The 18259-nt window shown below is 72.3% G+C and carries 15 protein-coding genes and 1 pseudogene; 8 read left to right on the forward strand and 8 right to left on the reverse strand.

Annotation, left to right across the window (positions count from 1 at the left end; all coding sequences use genetic code 11):
* Window positions 1-713: 713 nt before the first annotated feature.
* The 3 genes from ACSURM_RS20680 to ACSURM_RS20690 all read left to right on the forward strand — a co-directional run bounded on the left by ACSURM_RS20680 (window position 714) and on the right by ACSURM_RS20690 (window position 5714).
* Window positions 714-3842, forward strand: a complete 3129-nt coding sequence (locus tag ACSURM_RS20680; protein ID WP_436956948.1) for a sacsin N-terminal ATP-binding-like domain-containing protein — start codon at window positions 714-716, stop codon at window positions 3840-3842.
* Between the two features lie 125 nt (window positions 3843-3967).
* Window positions 3968-4729 carry a calcium-binding protein gene (locus ACSURM_RS20685; RefSeq protein ID WP_436956949.1) on the forward strand — a complete coding sequence of 254 codons (762 nt, stop codon included), beginning with the start codon at window positions 3968-3970 and terminating at the stop codon, window positions 4727-4729.
* A 202-nt stretch (window positions 4730-4931) separates the two neighbouring features.
* The gene (locus tag ACSURM_RS20690; protein ID WP_436956951.1) at window positions 4932-5714 is read left to right on the forward strand and encodes a hypothetical protein; all 783 of its coding nucleotides are present in this window, start codon (window positions 4932-4934) and stop codon (window positions 5712-5714) included.
* A gap of 52 nt (window positions 5715-5766) precedes the next feature.
* Here the strand turns inward: ACSURM_RS20690 and ACSURM_RS20695 are convergent, their stop codons facing one another.
* The 3 genes from ACSURM_RS20695 to ACSURM_RS20705 all read right to left on the reverse strand — a co-directional run bounded on the left by ACSURM_RS20695 (window position 5767) and on the right by ACSURM_RS20705 (window position 8926).
* Entirely contained in the window at window positions 5767-6069 is a 303-nt protein-coding gene (locus ACSURM_RS20695; protein ID WP_189992392.1) for a hypothetical protein, read from the reverse strand.
* A gap of 146 nt (window positions 6070-6215) precedes the next feature.
* Window positions 6216-8612: an HAD-IC family P-type ATPase gene (locus tag ACSURM_RS20700; protein ID WP_436956953.1), complete on the reverse strand. Its 2397-nt coding sequence runs from the start codon at window positions 8610-8612 to the stop codon at window positions 6216-6218.
* Between the two features lie 50 nt (window positions 8613-8662).
* Entirely contained in the window at window positions 8663-8926 is a 264-nt protein-coding gene (locus ACSURM_RS20705; protein WP_359047981.1) for a DUF2530 domain-containing protein, read from the reverse strand.
* Window positions 8927-9076: 150 nt separating this feature from the next.
* Between ACSURM_RS20705 and ACSURM_RS20710 the strand changes: the two genes are divergently transcribed.
* From ACSURM_RS20710 to ACSURM_RS20720, 3 genes are all read left to right on the forward strand, one after another.
* Complete coding sequence (locus ACSURM_RS20710; protein ID WP_436956954.1) at window positions 9077-10528, forward strand: NCS2 family permease; 1452 nt, start codon at window positions 9077-9079, stop codon at window positions 10526-10528.
* Window positions 10529-10693: 165 nt separating this feature from the next.
* Window positions 10694-11131, forward strand: a complete 438-nt coding sequence (locus ACSURM_RS20715) for a MarR family winged helix-turn-helix transcriptional regulator (protein WP_030612070.1) — start codon at window positions 10694-10696, stop codon at window positions 11129-11131.
* A 27-nt stretch (window positions 11132-11158) separates the two neighbouring features.
* Window positions 11159-12508 (forward strand): MFS transporter, encoded by a 1350-nt coding sequence (locus tag ACSURM_RS20720; RefSeq protein WP_436956956.1) that lies wholly within the window; start codon window positions 11159-11161, stop codon window positions 12506-12508.
* Between the two features lie 28 nt (window positions 12509-12536).
* Here the strand turns inward: ACSURM_RS20720 and ACSURM_RS20725 are convergent, their stop codons facing one another.
* Window positions 12537-13058: a GNAT family N-acetyltransferase gene (locus ACSURM_RS20725; RefSeq protein WP_436956958.1), complete on the reverse strand. Its 522-nt coding sequence runs from the start codon at window positions 13056-13058 to the stop codon at window positions 12537-12539.
* A 40-nt stretch (window positions 13059-13098) separates the two neighbouring features.
* Between ACSURM_RS20725 and thpR the strand changes: the two genes are divergently transcribed.
* Window positions 13099-13671 carry an RNA 2',3'-cyclic phosphodiesterase gene (gene thpR / locus ACSURM_RS20730; protein ID WP_436956959.1) on the forward strand — a complete coding sequence of 191 codons (573 nt, stop codon included), beginning with the start codon at window positions 13099-13101 and terminating at the stop codon, window positions 13669-13671.
* Between the two features lie 388 nt (window positions 13672-14059).
* On the opposite strand, the gene ACSURM_RS20735 is transcribed toward thpR, so the two are convergent.
* The 4 genes and pseudogenes from ACSURM_RS20735 to ACSURM_RS20750 form a co-directional block, all read right to left on the reverse strand.
* A complete protein-coding gene (locus ACSURM_RS20735; RefSeq protein WP_436956961.1) occupies window positions 14060-15055 on the reverse strand; it encodes an aldo/keto reductase in 996 nt (331 codons plus the stop codon).
* A gap of 86 nt (window positions 15056-15141) precedes the next feature.
* A pseudogene (locus ACSURM_RS20740) lies at window positions 15142-15644 on the reverse strand (carboxymuconolactone decarboxylase family protein).
* A 150-nt stretch (window positions 15645-15794) separates the two neighbouring features.
* On the reverse strand, window positions 15795-16382 hold the full coding sequence (locus ACSURM_RS20745; protein ID WP_436961148.1) for a Uma2 family endonuclease: 588 nt from the start codon (window positions 16380-16382) through the stop codon (window positions 15795-15797).
* A 95-nt stretch (window positions 16383-16477) separates the two neighbouring features.
* The gene (locus tag ACSURM_RS20750) at window positions 16478-17152 is read right to left on the reverse strand and encodes a GDSL-type esterase/lipase family protein (RefSeq protein ID WP_436956962.1); all 675 of its coding nucleotides are present in this window, start codon (window positions 17150-17152) and stop codon (window positions 16478-16480) included.
* Window positions 17153-17250: 98 nt separating this feature from the next.
* On the opposite strand from ACSURM_RS20750, the gene ACSURM_RS20755 reads away from it, so the two are divergent.
* Window positions 17251-18246, forward strand: a complete 996-nt coding sequence (locus ACSURM_RS20755) for a WD40 repeat domain-containing protein (RefSeq protein ID WP_436956963.1) — start codon at window positions 17251-17253, stop codon at window positions 18244-18246.
* Window positions 18247-18259: the final 13 nt, after the last annotated feature.

Consider the following 18259-nt stretch of genomic DNA (forward strand, 5'->3'; position numbering starts at 1 on the left):
CACCCTTGACACACCTCGCTCCAGCACGGGGGAGAAGCGAGCGGGCAGCCCGGGGAAAGTGGCCCACTCAGGTCCCTTGGCCCCTGCGGTGGGCTGCGTTCGCATCGTGGGTCGGGGATGCGCGCCCGCGCCTCGCCAGCACGCCGGGCCGGTCAAGCGGCTTGCGGGTGGGTGGTCGGGCGGTGGATCCGGTGGGTGGGTGGGTGGCTTGTTTTGGAACGGGTGTCCATAACTAGGTCCCCCCGCCCCTCCCGGGCCGGGGCTGCCCACTCGCCCGGAGGACCCGCCACCGGGCCGCAGGCCGCTGTGCCGACCCGGCGTGCGGGTGAGGGGTGATCGCGTATCCCTGCCTACGGGAGTGTGTAGCTCACCTATGGGTCTGGTACCGGGCTGGGCCACTGTTCTTTCGGCCGCTCGCTCGCTTCTGCCCCGGGCTGGAGCGGGCCGGGTCAAGGGTGGGCCGCAGGCCCATCGGCGCAGCCGACGCGCAGCGCCCTTGAGGCGGGCCGTGGAAGCCCGACACTGACCGGGAAGCGAGCGGCCCGACGGCCACGTCACCACACCGCCCGCTCCGACTCCCCCGAGCACCCCGACCCACCCCACCTCTCGAGCGCCGCGCGCCGACCCGGACCAGACCCCTCCGCTCACACCCCTTCGGCCCCCAACCCCTCCGCGCTGTACCTTCGTCCTCACGCGGAGGATGGAGAGTGATCGTGAGCAAGTTCGTGCGGCCGGCGGTGGAGGGGGCCGATCCGTTCGGGACGGCCCGGCTGCGACGCGGGGTCCTCGACGCCTGGGCGACCAGTCCCGCCCGGTTCCGGGAGGACGCCAACGCCGAGGAGGATCTCGTCCTCGGCGGTTACCGGGACCGGCTCGTCGTCGAGTTGGCGCAGAACGCCGCCGACGCCGCCGCGCGGGCCGGGACGGCCGGACGGCTCCGGCTCACCCTCCGCGACGGCGTACTCGTGGCCGCGAACACCGGCGCCCCGCTGGACGCGGCCGGCGTCGAGTCCCTGTCCACGCTGCGCGCCTCCGCGAAACGGGGCGCCGAGGACACGCACGCCGCCGTCGGCCGGTTCGGGGTCGGTTTCGCCGCCGTACTCGCCGTCACCGACGAACCGGCGATCGTCGGCCGGCACGGAGGCGTGCGCTGGTCCCTCGCCGAGGCCCGGGAACTGGCCGCCGAGGTCGCCCGGCACAGCCCCGGCCTGGGCGACGAGGTGCGCCGCCGGGAGGGCCACGTGCCCCTGCTGCGGCTGCCCTTCGCCGCCGAGGGCACCGCCCCCGAGCCGTACGACACCGCCGTCATCCTGCCCCTGCGCGACGCCGCCGCCGCCGATCTCGCCGAGCGGCTGCTCGCCGGTGTGGACGACGCCCTGCTGCTCGCCCTGCCCGGGCTGACGGAGGTCGTCGTGGAGATCGAGGGGCGGGAACCGCGCACCCTCGGCCGCCGTACCGACGGTGCCTTCACGGTCGTGGAGGACTCCCGGGACGGCGTCACCCACTGGCGTACCGCGTCCGCGCACGGGCCGCTCACCCCCGACCTGCTCGCCGACCGGCCCGTGGAGGAGCGGCTGCGCCCCCACTGGTCGGTGACCTGGGCCGTACCCGTCGACACGTACGGCGCCCCGGCCCGGCCCCGTACCAGCCCGGTCGTGCACGCGCCGACCCCGAGCGACGAGCCGCTGGGCGTGCCCGCGCTGCTCATCGCCTCCTTCCCGCTGGACACCACCCGCCGGCACGCGGCGCCCGGACCGCTCACCGACTTCCTGGTGCAGCGCGCGGCCGACGCCTACGCCGCCCTGCTCGCCGAGTGGCGGCCGGTCGGGGAGGGGATCATCGACCTCGTGCCCGGGCCGCTCGGCAAGGGCGCGCTGGACGGGGCGTTGCGGCAGGCCGTGCTGGAGCGGCTGCCGCGTACCGCCTTCCTGCCGCCGGCCGTCGCGCCGAAGGGCGACGAGGAGCTGCCGGAGGCGCTGCGCCCCCGGGACGCCGAGGTCGTGGAGGGCGCCGGCGCCGACACCGTACGGGTGCTGGCCGAGGTGCTGCCCACCCTGCTGCCGGCGGGGCTGGAGCGCCGCGCCGAGCTGCGCACCCTCGGTGTCGCCCGGCTGCCGCTCGCCGACGCCGTCGACCGGCTCGCCGGGCTGGAGAAGGAGCCGCAGTGGTGGCGGCGGCTGTACGACAGCCTCGCCGGGGTCGACCCGGAGCGGCTGTCCGGGCTGCCGGTGCCGCTGGCCGACAACAGGACCACCATCGGGCCCCGGCAGGTGCTGCTGCCCACCCCGGACGCCGCCCGGATCGACCCGGACGTGCTCGGGCGGCTGGGGCTGAAGGTCGCCCACCCGGACGCCGCGCACCCGCTGCTGGAGAAGCTGGGCGCGCTGCCCGCGACCCCGCGCGCGGTGCTGACCACCCCGCAGGTGCGGGCCGCCGTGGCGGGCTCCCTGGAGGAGGGCGGCGGTCCGCTCTGGGAGGACGACGCGCCGGACGCCGAGGAGCTGGCCGAGACCGTGCTCGCCCTGGTCCGCGACGCGCGGCTGGAGCCGGGTGACGAGCCCTGGCTGGGCGCGCTCGCGCTGCCCGACGAGGACGGCGAACTCGCGCCCGCCGGTGAACTGGTGTTTCCCGGCAGCCCCTTCGCCCGGGTCATCCGGGAGGGAGAACTCGCCGCCGTGGACGCCGAGCTGGCCGAGCGCTGGGGCGAGCAGCCGCTCACCGCGTGCGGCGTGCTGGCGGACTTCGCGCTGGTCCGCGCCACCGACGTGGTCCTGGACCCGGACGAACTGGAGCCCCGGGACAGTGACTTCGCCGAGCCCGACGACGCCGGGCTGCTGGACGCCGTGGACGTGTGGTGCGAGGACATCCTCGACCGGTTCCCGGACAGCCCGGTGCCGCCCGTCGCCACCGAACTCGTCGCCGTACGCGACCTGGAGCTGGTGGACGACGACCACTGGCCGGAGGCGCTCGCCCTGCTGGCCCGGCCGCCGCTGCGGGACGCCCTGACCCAGCCCGTGCGCATCCTGCTGCCCGACGGCACCCACGAGACCGTACGGCCGTACACCGCGTGGTGGCTGCGCGGGCACCCGGTGCTTGACGGGCGGCGCCCGGCCGGGCTGCTCGCGGCCGGCGGGGACCCGCTGCTGCGCGGCCTGTACGACGAGGCGGACGCGACCGGGTTCGAGGACGAGCAGGTGCTGCGGGCGCTCGGGGTGCGCACCTCCGTCGGCGCGCTGCTGGACGAGCCCGGCGGCGCGGCCGAGCTGCTGGACCGGCTCGCCGACCCGGAGCGCCCGGTCACGCCCGCCCAACTGCACGGTCTGTACAGCGCGTTGGCGGAGCTGGAGCCCGAGCGGGTGACCCTGCCGGACGAGCTGCGGGCCGTGGTCGACGGGCGGGTGGAGGTCGTGGACGCCACCTCGGCCGTGGTGGTCGACTCCCCGGACCTGCTGCCGTTCACCGCCGGGGTGCCGCTGCTGCCGGTGCGGCCCGCGCGCGCCGCCGAGCTGGCCGAGCTGTTCCAGGTGCGCCGGCTGAGCGAGTCCGTCACCGGCGAGGTGCACTCCGAGGGGACCGGGCACGACGTGCCGGAGTCGGTGCGGGTGCTGCTCGGGCCGCGCACGCCCTCGGTCTACGTCGAGCACGAGGAACTCGTTGTGGACGGCGTGGAGATCGACTGGCGGCTGACCGACGACGGTGTGCTGCACGCGGCCACCCTGGAGGGGGTCGCGGCGGGGCTGGCCTGGGCGGCGGGGCAGTGGCCGCGCCGGTTCGAGGTGGCCGCGCTGCTGGAGGACCCGTCGCGGACGGAGGAACTGGCCCGGGATCGGTGGTTCGACTGACCCCGGCAGCGGCCCGGTCCATCGGGTCCACGAAAAATTCACATCACTAGTACAACCTTTCACATCAACCCCGGGTCAGATCAGCGGAGTCATCCCGACTCCCTGATCTGAACGTGGGGAAACACATGCGCATCCGTGCCTCTGTCGCCGTCGTGAGCGGCGCTCTGGCCCTTTCCGCCCTCGCCGTGCCGGCCGCCCAGGCCGACGCCGTCGACGGCAACGTCAAGATCACCAAGGTGGTCGTGGACGGCGACAACAAGGTGCAGATCGGTACCTCCGGCGCGGTGACCGTCAAGGTCAGCGTGACCGCGACGGACAACTCGGGCATCAAGGGCGCCGATGACGACTTCTCCCTCTACGGCCCGGACCACGGCTTCGCCATGACCGGCAAGCCCACCTGCGCCAAGGTCAACGCCACCACCTCCACCTGCACCGCCTCGGTGAAGATCGACCCGAGGACGGACTACCTCACCAACAAGAGCGCCGGTACCTGGTACGTGGACGCGTGGATCGACGCCAAGGACGGCGACTACGTCTGGAAGGAGAAGGCCGGTGCCTTCTCCTTCCAGCGCGCCGCCAAGCTGACCGCCAACGCCACCCCGGAGCCGGTGAAGAAGGGCAAGACGATCACCGTCACCGGTGCCCTCACCCGCGCCGACTGGGAGTCGCTGAAGTACGCCGGTTACGGCTCGCAGTCCGTGAAGCTCCAGTACAGCAAGAAGAGCACCACCGGTTACACCACCGTCAAGACCATCAAGGCCGACTCCAAGGGCAACCTGAAGACGACGGTCAAGGCCTCGGCCGACGGCTACTACCGCTTCTCCTTCGCGGGCAACTCCGGCACCGCCGCGGTCAACTCCGCCGCCGACTTCATCGACGTGAAGTAAGCCGCCCGGCTCCCGGGCCCGGACACCGTTTTCCGGGCCCGGGACCCCGGCCCGTACCCCCGGATTGCGCCACCCGGGGGTATTCGGTGGGCCGAACCCGGCCGTGAAGAGCCCGAACCGTGGAGACCGGGGCGTGGGGCGGGGATCTGATCGCGTGAGTCGACCGACTCCCCGATCCGCTTCTCCCTCCAAGGGAACACCCATGCGCATCCGTGCCACCGCGGCCGCCGTCTCCGGCGCCCTGGCCCTCTCCGCCCTCGCCGTGCCCGCCGCCCACCCGGCCCCCGCGGCGCCGGACGTCACCTTCTCGCACCTGAAGGTCAACGGCGGCAGGGCGATCACCCTGGGCGCCACCTCCATCGTGAAGGTCGAGGCGACCTACACCGTGACGCACCCCGCGACCGTGTCGATGTCCGGCGTCCTCACCGGCCCGGTGCTCTACCGCGGCAGCTCGGCCGAGCGCGCCGACGCCCAGATCGCCGCCGACGGCCCGGGCACCTGCGCCACGGTGGACGCCACCACCGCGAACTGCCGGGCCACGATCACGATCCCCGCCCGCGAGCTGTACGACTCCGACGCCGGCACCTGGAAGCAGGGCGGGGTCGCGGTCGACAAGAAGACCGGCGCCGACACCTGGCGGAGCGGCCTCGGCACCGTCCCGGTCCGCCGCGCCGCGAGGCTCACCGCCGACGCCGCCCCGGAGCCGGTGCGCAAGGGCGGGACGATCACCGTCACCGGCAGGCTGACCCGCGCCGACTGGCGGCACGGCACCTGGGTCGCCTTCGGCGGCCGGTCCGTCAAACTCCAGTTCCGCGCGGCGGGCGGCGGCGCCTACACCACCGTCAAGACCCTCACCTCCTCCGCCAACGGCGCCCTGCGGGCGACGGTGAGGGCCCGCTCCGACGGCTCCTACCGCTTCGGCTTCGCCGGCACGTCCACCACCTCGGCCGTCAGCGGCCCGGGCGACCACGTCGACGTGCGCTGAGAGCCGCGCACACGGGTGCCCCGGCGGCGGCCGGGGCACCCCTGCCCGTGCGCTAGACGGTGCTGGCGATCCAGCCGACCGTCTCCGTGACGTGCCGGCCGTCGCTGCGGGTGGTGGCGTTGAGGTTCAGCTCGTTGAAGCGGATCAGGAACCCCTCGCGGTTGACGTCGTGCAGCCGGATGCCGGGCGTCTCGGGGCCGTTGAAGGTCTGGGTCTGGGCCACCACGACCACCGTCGACCCGGCCGGGAAGGGGGTCGGGAAGGTCACCCGGGTGAAGGTGGAGGTGTCCCCGCCCTGGGTCTCGATGGGCTGGTTGGAGGACAGCTGGAGCGAGCCGGTCTGGATCATCGACATGATGACTCCTCACTGCTGGTCGGGGGATGCCGGACGTGCGTGGCACCAGTCGCTCTGCCCGGCCCGCCGCGTCACCCATACGGCCGTCACCCTGATAGGTGATTCCGGTGAGGGGATTTCCGGCCACGCGGGTCGATGGATCCCGGCTAGACCGGGAAACGGCGGCCGACCCATCTCCACAGGTACTCCAGCGCCCCGGACGCCACCGCCGCCACGCCGACCGCCGCCCACGGCATCGTCACGCCGACCAGCCTCAGCGCGAAGAAGTCCTGGAGCGCGGGGACGGCGAGGACCAGCAGGAAGGCCGCGCCCATCGACGCCACCAGGGTCACCCGCCACCAGGTGTAGGGGCGGGCGATGATCACCAGGACCCACATGGAGACCAGGAACAGGGTCAGGGTGGCCACGCTGGTCTCCGCGTCCAGCGCGCCCGGGCCGGAGTAGTGGTGCCGGGCGAGCAGATAGGTCAGGAAGGTCGCCGCCGCGGCCACCACCCCGCCGGGGACCGCGTACCGCATCACCCGGCGCACGAACTGCGGTCGGGCCCGTTCCGTGTTGGGCGCGAGGGCCAGGAAGAAGGCCGGGACGCCGATGGTGAGCGTGGACAGCAGGGTCAGGTGCCGGGGCAGGAAGGGGTACTCCACCCGCGCGCACACCACCAGCACCGCCAGCAGCACCGAGTAGACGGTCTTCACCAGGAACAGCGTCGCCACCCGCGTGATGTTGCCGATCACCCGGCGGCCCTCGGCGACCACCGAGGGCAGGCTCGCGAAGCTGTTGTCCAGCAGGACGATCTGCGCGACCGCCCGGGTGGCCTCGGAACCGGAGCCCATGGCGACCCCGATGTCCGCGCTCTTGAGGGCCAGCACGTCGTTCACGCCGTCCCCGGTCATCGCGACCGTACGGCCGCGGAACTGGAGCGCGTCCACCATGTCCCGTTTCTGCTGCGGGGTGACCCGGCCGAACACCGTGCCCGAGTCCAGCGCCTCGGCCATCGCCGGCGGGTCGGCGGGCAGCCGCCGCGCGTCCACCGCCGTACCCTCCAGGCCGAGCTTCGCGGCGACGGCGCCGACCGACACCGCGTTGTCCCCGGAGAGGACCTTGGCCCGCACGTTCTGCTCGGCGAAGTAGCGCAGGGTGTCGGCGGCGTCCGGCCGCAGCCGCTGTTCCAGGACGACCAGGGCGGTGGGGCGGGCGTCCCGGGCCGGCTCGGGGTCGTCCAGGTCCCGGTGCGCGCGGGCCAGCAGCAGCACCCGCAGCCCCCGCTCGTTGAGCCGCTCGGTCTCGGCCAGGGCCGGGTCGCCGGGGGCGAGCAGCACGTCCGGGGCGCCCAGCAGCCAGGTGCTGGTCTCGCCGTCGCCCTCGCTGAACGCGGCCCCGCTGTACTTGCGGGCGGAGGAGAACGGCAGCGACTCCACGCAGCGCCACTCCTCGCTGTCCGGGCAGGCGTCGATGATCGCCTGGAGGGAGGCGTTGGGCCGCGGGTCGGACTCGCCGAGCGCGCCGAGCACCTTGCGGATGTACGTCTCGTCCGCCCCGTTCAGCGGCCGCAGCTCGGTGACGTCCATGCCCCCCTCGGTGAGGGTGCCGGTCTTGTCCAGGCAGACGGTGTCGACGCGGGCCAGGCCCTCGATGGCCGGCAGCTCCTGCACCAGGCACTGCCGGCGGCCCAGCCGGATGACGCCGATCGCGAAGGCCACGGAGGTGAGCAGCACCAGCCCCTCGGGGACCATCGGCACGATCCCGCCGACAGTGCGCGCCACGGCGTCCTTGAGGTCGTTGTTCTCGATGACGAGCTGGGTGACGACGAGCCCGACGGCCGCCGGGATCATCATCCAGGTGACGTACTTGAGGATGGTGGAGATGCCGCTGCGCAGCTCGGAGTGGACCAGCGTGAAGCGGGACGCCTCCTCGGCGAGCCGGGCGGCGTACGCCTCGCGGCCGACCTTGGTGGCCTGGAAGGCGCCGCTGCCCGCGACCACGAAGCTGCCGGACATGACCTGGTCGCCGGGGCGTTTGACGACGGGGTCGGCCTCGCCGGTGAGCAGGGACTCGTCGATCTCCAGCCCGTCCGCCTCCGCGCACACCCCGTCGACCACGGCCTTGTCGCCGGGGCCGATCTCGATCAGGTCGTCCAGGACGATCTCACCGGTGGCCACCTGGACCGCCACGCCGTCCCGCCGTACCGTCGGCCGGGCCTCCCCGATCACCGCGAGCGAGTCCAGGGTCTGCTTGGCCCGCCACTCCTGGACGATCCCGATGGCGGTGTTGGCGAGGATCACGAAGCCGAACAGGCTGTCCTGGATCGGCGCGACGACCAGCATGATCAGCCAGAGCACGCCGATGATCGCGTTGAACCGGGTGAGGACGTTCGCCCGGACGATCTCCCCCAGCGAGCGGCTGCTGCGCACCGGCACGTCGTTGACCTGGCCGCGCGCGACGCGTTCCGCGACCTCGGCGGGGGTGAGCCCGGCCGGGCGGGTCCTCGACGACGGCACCGGACGCGCCGGATCGAGTTCCGCGCCCGCGCGTATGTGGCTCATGCATTCGACGGTACGTGCGGACGCGCCCGTCCGCCCACCGGCGCCGGCCGTTACCGGGCGGCCGGATCCGGCGCGGCGGCCCGCTTGATCGCCGCGTCCCGCTTGCGGACGTACCAGACGCCGATCAGCCCCAGCCCGCCCCCGGCCAGGCAGGTCCACAGCCACCAGGTGTGGCCGCGGTCGTCGAACCAGCCGTAGAACGGCAGCTGGACCAGGAAGAGGACGAACCACACGATCGTGCCGCCGGTGATGGTGGCGACCACGGGCCCCTCCAGGGGCTCCGGCGCCTCGTGCTTGGGGGTCCACTTAGCCATGCGCACAGCTTATGCGCCGCCGCTGTCTACGCGCGGAGATAGCGATCTATGACTCATACGTTCATACTGGAGCCGTTTGTCTTTGGCCGCTTCCGCTCGTATGAAACTCCAACAGGGCTCGGGGGAACCCCGTTGGTGATGAGGTCACGCATGTCCACCTCGGCACCTGCCAAGGTCCCCACCCCCGAGAGGCCGGGCGGTGCTCCCGCCTTCGGCTTCCTCGACCGCTACTTCCGGATCTCCGAGCGCGGCAGCTCCGTCGCCCGTGAGGTCCGGGGCGGTCTCGCCACCTTCTTCGCGATGGCGTACATCATCGTGCTGAACCCGATCATCCTCGGCAGCGCGAAGGACATGTACGGCCACCAGCTGGACAACGGTCAGCTGGTGACGGCCACGACGCTGTCGGCCGCGTTCACCACCCTGCTGATGGGCGTCATCGGCAACGTGCCGATCGCGCTCGCCGCCGGCCTCGGCGTGAACTCGGTCGTCGCGCTCCAGCTCGCGCCGCGCATGTCCTGGCCGGACGCCATGGGCATGGTCGTGCTGGCCGGTTTCGTGGTCATGCTGCTGGTCGCCACGGGGTTGCGCGAGCGGGTGATGAACGCCGTGCCGTTCGGCCTGCGCAAGGCGATCTCGATCGGTATCGGCCTGTTCATCATGCTGATCGGCCTGGTCGACTCCGGCTTCGTCACCCGGATGCCGGACGCCGCCCAGACCACCGTCCCGCTCCAACTGGGCGTCGGCGGTCACCTCACCGGCTGGCCGGTGCTCATCTTCGTCCTCGGTGTGCTGCTCACCTTCGCGCTGATCGTCCGCAAGGTGCCGGGCGCGATCCTGCTCTCCATCGTCGGCATGACCGTGGTCGCGGTGATCATCAACGCGGTGGCCACCGTCCCGTCGTGGGGCCTGACCGTCCCGAAGTGGCCGGGCAACCCGGTCTCCACCCCCGACCTCGGCCTGGTCGGCGAGGTCAGCCTGTTCGGCGGCTTCCACAAGGTCGGCATCCTGACCGGCATCCTGTTCGTCTTCACGGTCCTGCTGTCGTGCTTCTTCGACGCGATGGGCACGATCATGGGCATCAGCGACGAGGCCAAGCTGACCGACGCCGAGGGCTACATGCCGGGCATCAACAAGGTCCTCTTCGTGGACGGCCTCGCGGTCGCGGCCGGCGGCGCCAGCTCCGCCTCGGCCACCACCGCCTTCGTGGAGTCCACGGCGGGCGTCGGCGAGGGCGCGCGCACCGGCCTCGCGAACGTCGTCACGGGCGGCCTCTTCGCCGTCGCGCTGTTCCTCACGCCGATCGCCACGATGGTCCCGTCCCAGGCGGCCACCCCGGCGCTGCTCGCGGTGGGCTTCCTGATCCTGTCGAACTCCATCAAGGAGATCGACTGGGCGGACTACACCATCGCCATGCCGGCCTTCGTCACGATGCTGATGATGCCGTTCACCTACTCGATCACCAACGGCATCGGCATGGGCTTCATCACCTTCACGGTGCTGCGCCTGGCCGCCGGGCGGGCCCGGGAGATCCCGCCGGCGATGTACGTCGTCTCGGCCGTCTTCGCCTTCTACTACCTGATGCCGGCCCTGGGTCTCACGTGACCCCGTAGCGGCCCCTTCCGCACGAGCGCCCGGACCACGGTCCGGGCGCTCATTGCTTTTGCGCGCCTTCCGCCGGGCGGGCGCGGGGTCCAGTGGCGGGCGTCACGGGCGGCACGGGACCGCCCGAGTGGTCTTTAGTAAGAGTAATGAGTTACGCTAAAGAACATGCCGGACCTTACCCATGGCGACGACGCTGCCGCCGTGAACGCTCTCCGCTCCGCCGTGATGCGGCTGTCCCGTCGGCTCAAGCACCAGCGGGTCGACGAGTCGCTGAGCCCCACCGAGATGTCGGTGCTCGGCACCCTCGCCCGCTGCGGCTCGGCCACCCCGGGTGAACTGGCCCGCAAGGAGCACGTCCAGCCGCCGTCGATGACCCGCATCGTCGCGCTGCTCGAAGCCAAGGGACTGGTCCGGCTGGAGCCGCACCCCGAGGACCGGCGCCAGAAGGTGGTCACCCAGACCGAACAGGCCGAGGCGATGCTCGAAGAGAGCCGCCGCAAGCGCAACGCCTTCCTGGCCGGCCTGGCCGAGGGCCTGGACGAGGACGAGTGGGCCGCCCTGCGCGCCGCCGCCCCCGTGCTGGAGAAACTCGCACACCTGTAAGCGCACCGACCGAGGAGGCGAATCCTGTTGAGTACGGGATCCGGAATACCTTCCGCCCCCGCACCGACCCCTACCACCACCGCGCCCGCTTCCCGCAAGTCCTCGATGTTCAGCTCGCTGAGGATCCGGAACTACCGCCTCTTCTTCGCCGGCCAGGTCGTCTCCAACACCGGCACCTGGATGCAGCGCATCGCCCAGGACTGGCTGGTCCTCAGCCTCACCGGCTCCTCGGCCGCCGTCGGCGTCACCACGGCCCTGCAGTTCCTGCCGATGCTGCTGTTCGGCCTGTACGGCGGGGTCCTCGTGGACCGCCTGCCCAAGCGGCCCACCCTGCTGGTCACCCAGTCCGCGATGGGCGCCACCGGGCTCGCGCTCGCCGCGCTGACCCTCTCCGGACAGGTCCAGGTCTGGCACGTCTACGTCGCCGCCTTCGCCGTCGGCCTCGCCACGGTGGTGGACAACCCGGCCCGCCAGTCCTTCGTCTCCGAGATGGTCGGCCCCGACCAGCTCCAGAACGCGGTCAGCCTGAACTCGGCGAACTTCCAGTCCGCCCGGCTCGTCGGCCCCGCCGTGGCCGGCCTGATGATCACCGGCGTGGGCACCGGCTGGGCGTTCCTCGTCAACGGTCTGTCCTTCGCCGCGCCCATCACCGGCCTGCTGCTGATGCGCGCCCGCGAACTGCACGTGGTCGAGCGCGCGCCGCGCGGCAAGGGCCAGCTGCGCGAGGGCCTGAGCTACGTGGCCAAGCGGCCGGAGCTGATCTGGCCCATCGTCCTGGTCGGCTTCATCGGCACCTTCGGCTTCAACTTCCCGGTGTGGCTGACCGCCTACGCGGACGACGTCTTCCACGCGGGCGCCGGCGCCTACAGCCTCTTCAACACCCTGATGGCCGTCGGTTCCCTGATCGGCGCCCTGCTGGCCGCCCGGCGCGGCACGGCCCGGCTGCGCGTGCTGATCGCCGCCGCGCTGGCCTTCGGCACGCTGGAGATCGTCGCCGCTGCCGCCCCGTCGTACTGGCTGTTCGCGCTGCTCATGGTGCCGATCGGGGTGTTCGGCCTGACGGTGAACGTCACCGCGAACACGGCCGTGCAGATGGGCACCGACCCGGCCATGCGCGGCCGGGTGATGGCCCTGTTCATGATGGTGTTCATGGGCGGTACGCCGCTGGGCGCGCCGGTGGTCGGCTGGATCACCGACACCTACGGCGCCCGGGCCGGCTTCGCCGCCGGCGGTGTGGTCTCCGCGCTCGCGGCCGGCGCCGTCGGCCTGGTCCTGGCCCGCATCGGCGGCCTGCGGCTGGCGGTGGGCTGGCACCACGGCCACCCGAGCGTCCGCTTCGTCCCGCGTGAGCGGGAGCGGCTGGCCACGGCCGCGTAGGCATGAGCCCCGCGCCGGCCCGGAGGGTCTAGCCGACCCTCCGGGCCAGCACCTGCCCCGGCCAGGCGTCCGGGCCGTGGGTGTAGGCGTGCGTCGGGGTGAAGCCGTGGGCCTCGTAGTAGGCCACCAGCTTGCGGTCGCCACCGGCGTAGCAGTCCACCCGCAGCAGGCCCACGCCCGCCCGCCGGGTCACCTCGGCGGCGTGCGCCAGCAGCGCGCTGCCCGCGCCCAGGCCCTTGAAGCGGCGGTCGGAGGCGAGCCAGTGGATGTACCGCTCGGGCTCGCCGGGCGCCGGCAGGTGCGACAGATAGGCGCCGGGCCCGTCGGTGAGGGTGAGGGTGGCCGCCGGCTCGCCGCCGATCTCGGCGATGTACGTCGTGCCCCGGGCCATGGCCCGCCCGACGGCCTCGACGGTCCTGGTCCCCGACAGCGGCTCGGTGCCCCACTGGCGGGTGCGGCCCTGTGAGACCAGCCACTCCACACTGCTGTCGAGCATGCGGAGTATCGCGGGCAGATCGTCGGGGCCACCCTCCCGGATGGTGATCGTCATCGCCCCATCATGCCCGCCCGGTTCTGCGATCGTGAGGGCCATGAGACTCTTCGCCGCCGTCCTGCCCCCGGAGCACATCGCGGACGAGCTCGCCGTCGAGGTGGACCGGCTGCGGGAGCTGCCGGGGGCCGGCCGGCTGCGCTGGACGGGCCGTCCCGGCTGGCACTTCACGCTCGCCTTCTACGGCGAGGTCCCCGACGACGTCGTACCCGCCCTGTCGGACCGGCTGGCCGGTGCGGCCCGCCGGGCGGCGCCGTTCACCCTCGCCCTCGCGGGCGGCGGCCAGTTCGGCCAGGGCCGCGCGCTGTGGGTGGGCGCCCGGGGCGACGTGGCGGAACTGCGGCTGCTGGCCGGGCGGGCGGAGGCGGCGGCGCGGAAGGCGGGGCTGCCGGGCGGGGAGCACCGGCGGTACCAGGCCCACCTCACGCTGGCCCGCAGCCGGCACGCGGTGGACGTACGGCCGTACGTCGCCGCGCTCGCGGAGTTCGCCGGTGGCGGCTGGTCCGTGGCCGACCTGGTGCTGATGCGCAGCCGGCTGCCGGCGTCCGGGGTGCCGGGGGAGCAGCCCCGGTACGAGGTGGTCGGGCGGTGGGCGCTGGGCGGGGGCGGTTAGTCTCGAATACGTGGACCCGAAAACCCGGAACCGGATCATGGCCGGTGCGCTTGTGTTGATGTTCGTGGTGGTGGCTGTGGCGTCGGCCATGCGGTAGGAGTACGCCGACGGAGGCTGCGGGCCGTTCTTCGGCTGCGGGCCGGCTGTGGCTTGTCGCGCGGTTCCCCGCGGGCCCCTGCGGGGTGCCTTTGCCGGGTGTGGGTGCCTGTTTCTTCGGCTGCGGGCCGTCCGTGGCTTGTCGCGCAGTTCCCCGCGCCCCTGACGGGGCGCTTTTGGTGGGCGTGGGGGAGAGGGACGGGGAACCGCGGGCCTGTTCTTCGGGTGCGGGCCCGTTGTCGCTGGTCGCGCAGTTCCCCGCGCCCCTATCGGGGCGCGGGTCCCTCTGTGGTTACCAGGCGAAGGCCTCCGGGGACGGGCCCGGGCCCGGGAAGATTTCGTCGAGGGCGGTCAGCAGGTCCTCGCTCAGTTCCAGTTCCACGGCGCGCAGGGCGGACTCCAGCTGTCCGGCGGTGCGCGGGCCGACGATCGGGCCGGTGACGCCGGGGCGGCTGAGCAGCCAGGCCAGGGCCACCTCGCCGGGCTCCAGACCGTGCTTGTCGAGCAGGTCCTCGTAGGCCTGGATCCGCGCGCGGGCCGCCGGGTCCTTGAGGGTCTCGGCGGCCCGGCCGGAGGCACGGCGACCGCCCTGGACCTCCTTCTTGATGATCCCGCCGAGCAGACCGCCGTGCAGCGGCGACCACGGGATGACCCCGAGGCCGTAGTCCCGCGCGGCCGGGATGACCTCCATCTCGGCGCGCCGCTCGGCCAGGTTGTAGAGGCACTGCTCGCTGACCAGCCCGATGGTGCCGGCACGGCGGGCGGCGGCCTCGTTGGCCTGGGCGATCTTGTAGCCGGGGAAGTTGCTGGAGCCGACGTAGAGGATCTTGCCCTGCTGGACCAGGACGTCGATCGCCTGCCAGATCTCCTCGAACGGCGTGTCCCGGTCGATGTGGTGGAACTGGTAGAGGTCGATGTAGTCGGTCTTGAGCCGCTTCAGGCTGGCGTCCACCGCGCGCCGGATGTTCAGCGCGGAGAGCTTGTCGTGGTTGGGCCACACCGGGGCGCCGTCCGTGCCCATGTCGGCGTACACCTTGGTGGCGATGACCGTCTTCTCGCGCCGGCCGCCGCCCTTGGCGAACCAGTTGCCGATGATGGACTCGGTCCGGCCCTTGTTCTCGCCCCAGCCGTAGACGTTGGCGGTGTCGAAGAAGTTGATGCCCGCGTCCAGCGCCGCGTCCATGATCGCGTGGCTGTCGGCTTCGTCGGTCTCCGGACCGAAGTTCATCGTCCCGAGGACGAGCCGGCTGACCTTGAGTCCCGTGCGTCCGAGTTGCGTGTACTCCATGGTCCACCAGCCAACGGCCTGGAGTGCGCTCTAGGCAAGGGCTTGCCGTCGCGCGCGCCCGGCACCGGGCGCGCGCGAGGAGCCGGTCAGCTCTGCATCTGGGTGAGCATGCCGGGTTCGTAGGAGCCGCCCTGATGGTGCGCGATCACGCCGAGCCGGTTGGCCGCGTTGATCACGGCGACGAGGTAGACCAGCGCCGTGGTCTGCTCCTCGTCGTAGTGCTCGCGGACCTCCTGCCAGGTCGCGTCGGACACGCCCTGGTGGGCGTCGGCGAGCCGGGTGCCCTCCTCGGCGAGCGCCAGCGCGGCCCGCTCGGCCTCGGTGAACACGGTGGAGTGGCGCCAGGCGGCCACCAGGTGCAGCCGCGTCGCGGTCTCGCCGGCGCCGTCGCCTCCTTGGTGTGCAGGTCGGCGCAGTAACCGCAGCCGTTGATCTGGCTGGCGCGCAGCATCACCAGTTCCTGGGTGCGCCGGGGCAGCGCCGACTGCGTGACGCCGAGACCGAGGGCGGCGAACCGCTTGCCGAGCCTGGCACCGAGGCCGTCGGCGGTCAGGTCGATACGGGGGGCCGTGGTCGTGGAGCCGGTCATGGTGTCGTCCTCACGGGGGAGCGGGTGCCGCGCGGACACGGGGCGCGGCGTTCTGTCACCCACGAGATGCCGACGGGGCCGCCGGTGTGACAGGGCGGCACATGTGACCCGCGTCACCGCGGCGGCTCACGACCCTGCTCGAGAGCGGGACTAGTCGCGGGGGAAGCCGTCGGTCTTGAGCACGAGGTCGATCACGGTGCCGGTCAGGTCGATGTCCTCGCCGAAGGCGACCTTCGTCCGCGTGATGTAGTCGTTCTCCTTGGGCTGCGTGTAGACGTAGCACATGCCCTTATAGGGATCGACGACGAGATACAAGGGGACTTCGGCGGCGGCGTAGGCGGCCTTCTTCGGGCCGTAGTCGTTCGCCGCGGTGCCCTTGGAAATGACCTCGGCGACGAACTCGACGTCCTGGTGCTGCCAGTGGCCCGCGTCGTCCATGTGCGCCGAGTCCTTGAGCAGGGCGACGTCCGGGCAGAAGCCGTTCTCGTTACCTGGGAAGTCGATGCGGACGTCGGAGAACACCTGGACGTCCATACCGAACCTGTCCTCCAGCGCCCGCACGATCCGGCGGATGATGATCCAGTGTGTGCCCCGCTGTGGCGTCATGTGGACGTTGCCCCCGACGATCTCGACCCTGTATCCCTCGGGGACGGGCATGCGCTCGAGCAGCTCGAACCACTCGTCAAGACGCTCGGTGTTGGCGTCGGCCATGTCGATCCTGTCGTCCAGGACGGTCACTTGGCGCTCCTCCCCGGCTGCCTCACGGACCGGGCAGCCGCGCAGTACAACGATAGGCACCACGCCTACGTAACGCCGGATTTCATCCGACCTGATCAGTCCTCGTACGGCTGTCCGACCCCCCACGCCTCCCACATCGCCCCCGCGAACGCCCCCGCGATCCGGTGCTCCCCGCTCGCGTTGGGATGGGTGCCGTCGTAGGTGTCGGTGTGGATGTCCCACTCCTCGGGCAGCGAGGCCAGCAGCAGCGGCGACCGTGCCTCGTCCAGGTCGGCGACCGTCTTGGCGAGCAGGTCGTTGAACCGGTCCACCTGCTCGGCGAAGGGCGCGTCGGACGCCGCCCGGACGTTGGGTATGACCGGCAGCAGCACCATCCGTATGCGCGGGGACGCCTCCCGCGCGCCCACGACGAACGCCCGTACGTTCTCGTCCGTCTGCTCGGCGTTGGTGTAGAAGCCCAGGTCGATCAGGCCGAGGGAGACCAGCAGCACGTCGGCCCGGTGGGCGCGCACCGCCTCGCCGATCAGCGGGGCCATGTGCATCCAGCCCTCGCCCCAGCCCGCCAGATGACCGCGGGGGAAGCCGGGTTCGGCGTAGGCGAGGGACGTCGGGGCGCCGGCCCGCTGGTCGTAGAGCGTCTCGCGCGGGCCGACGAAGGTGAACGGGCCGCCGTACGTCTCGCACAGGTGCCGCCACAGCCGGTAACGCCACGTGTGTTCGCCCGCGCTCCCGATCGTCATGGAGTCGCCCACGGGCATGAACCTAAGCATCGGCTCATCATGGACGATGTCCGGGGCCCGCGGCCCGCCGGGGGGTGTGAGGCCGACCACCTCCCCCGGACCCCCTCCGGGGATGGCAGGCTTGGCTCATGCGTCGATCGTTCGCCGTACTCGCCGGGGTGCTGCTCGCCGGTGCCTGCGCGCTGCCCGCCTCCGCCACCGGGACCGCCGAGGGCGCGGGGAACAAGGAGAACAAGGGGAACAAGGGGTTCACCATCAAGGACCCGCGGATAACCGAGTCCAGCGGGCTCGCCGCCTCCCGGCAGCACCCGGGCATCTACTGGACGCACAACGACAGCGACGACGGGCCGTACCTGTACGCCGTGGACAGCGCCACCGGCCGGACCGTCGCCCGGATCACCCTGCGCGGGATCGGCTCGCCGCGCGATGTGGAGGCCGTCTCCATCGGGCCGGACAACCAGATCTACGTCGGCGACATCGGCGACAACTTCGGCGGGAAGTGGCCGTACGTGTGGATCTACAAGCTGCCCGAGCCGGAGCGGCTGACGGACCAGACGGTCACGGCCGCGCAGTACGTGGTGAAGTACGCGGACGGTCCGCGCGACGCGGAGTCGCTGCTCGTCCACCCGAAGACCGGGCGGGTGTACATCATCGACAAGAACGAGGAGGGCGGGCACCTGTACGAGGGGCCGGCCGCCCTCTCCACGTCCGGCGCGAACGTCTTCCGCCAGGTCGCGCCCGTCGACCTGTGGGCCACGGACGCCGCGTTCTCCCCGGACGGCAGGCAGTTCGCCGTGCGCGGCTACTTCGGGGGCGTCTACTACGACTGGAACGACGGCCGGATCAAGCGGCGCGGGCGGCTGGACGTGCCGTTCCAGGGGCAGGGCGAGTCCGTGTCGTACTCCGCCGACGGTACGAAGCTGATGTACGGCAGCGAGGGCGCGGACAGCTCCGTCCAGGCGGCCGACGCGCCCGCACGGTCCGCTGCCGAGTCGCCGTCGGGGGAGGGGAGTTCCGACGGGTCGGGGGACAAGGGCGGCACTCCGAGCCTGAAGGTGGGCGCCGTGATCCTGGCCGTCGGGGTGGCGGCGTTCCTGGGCCTGCGCCGGCTGCGGCGGAGCTGACCGGCCGGGCGGT

Origin of the sequence: Streptomyces sp. SudanB182_2057, from assembly GCF_964272715.1 — a bacterium.
GTDB lineage: Bacteria > Actinomycetota > Actinomycetes > Streptomycetales > Streptomycetaceae > Streptomyces > Streptomyces rubradiris.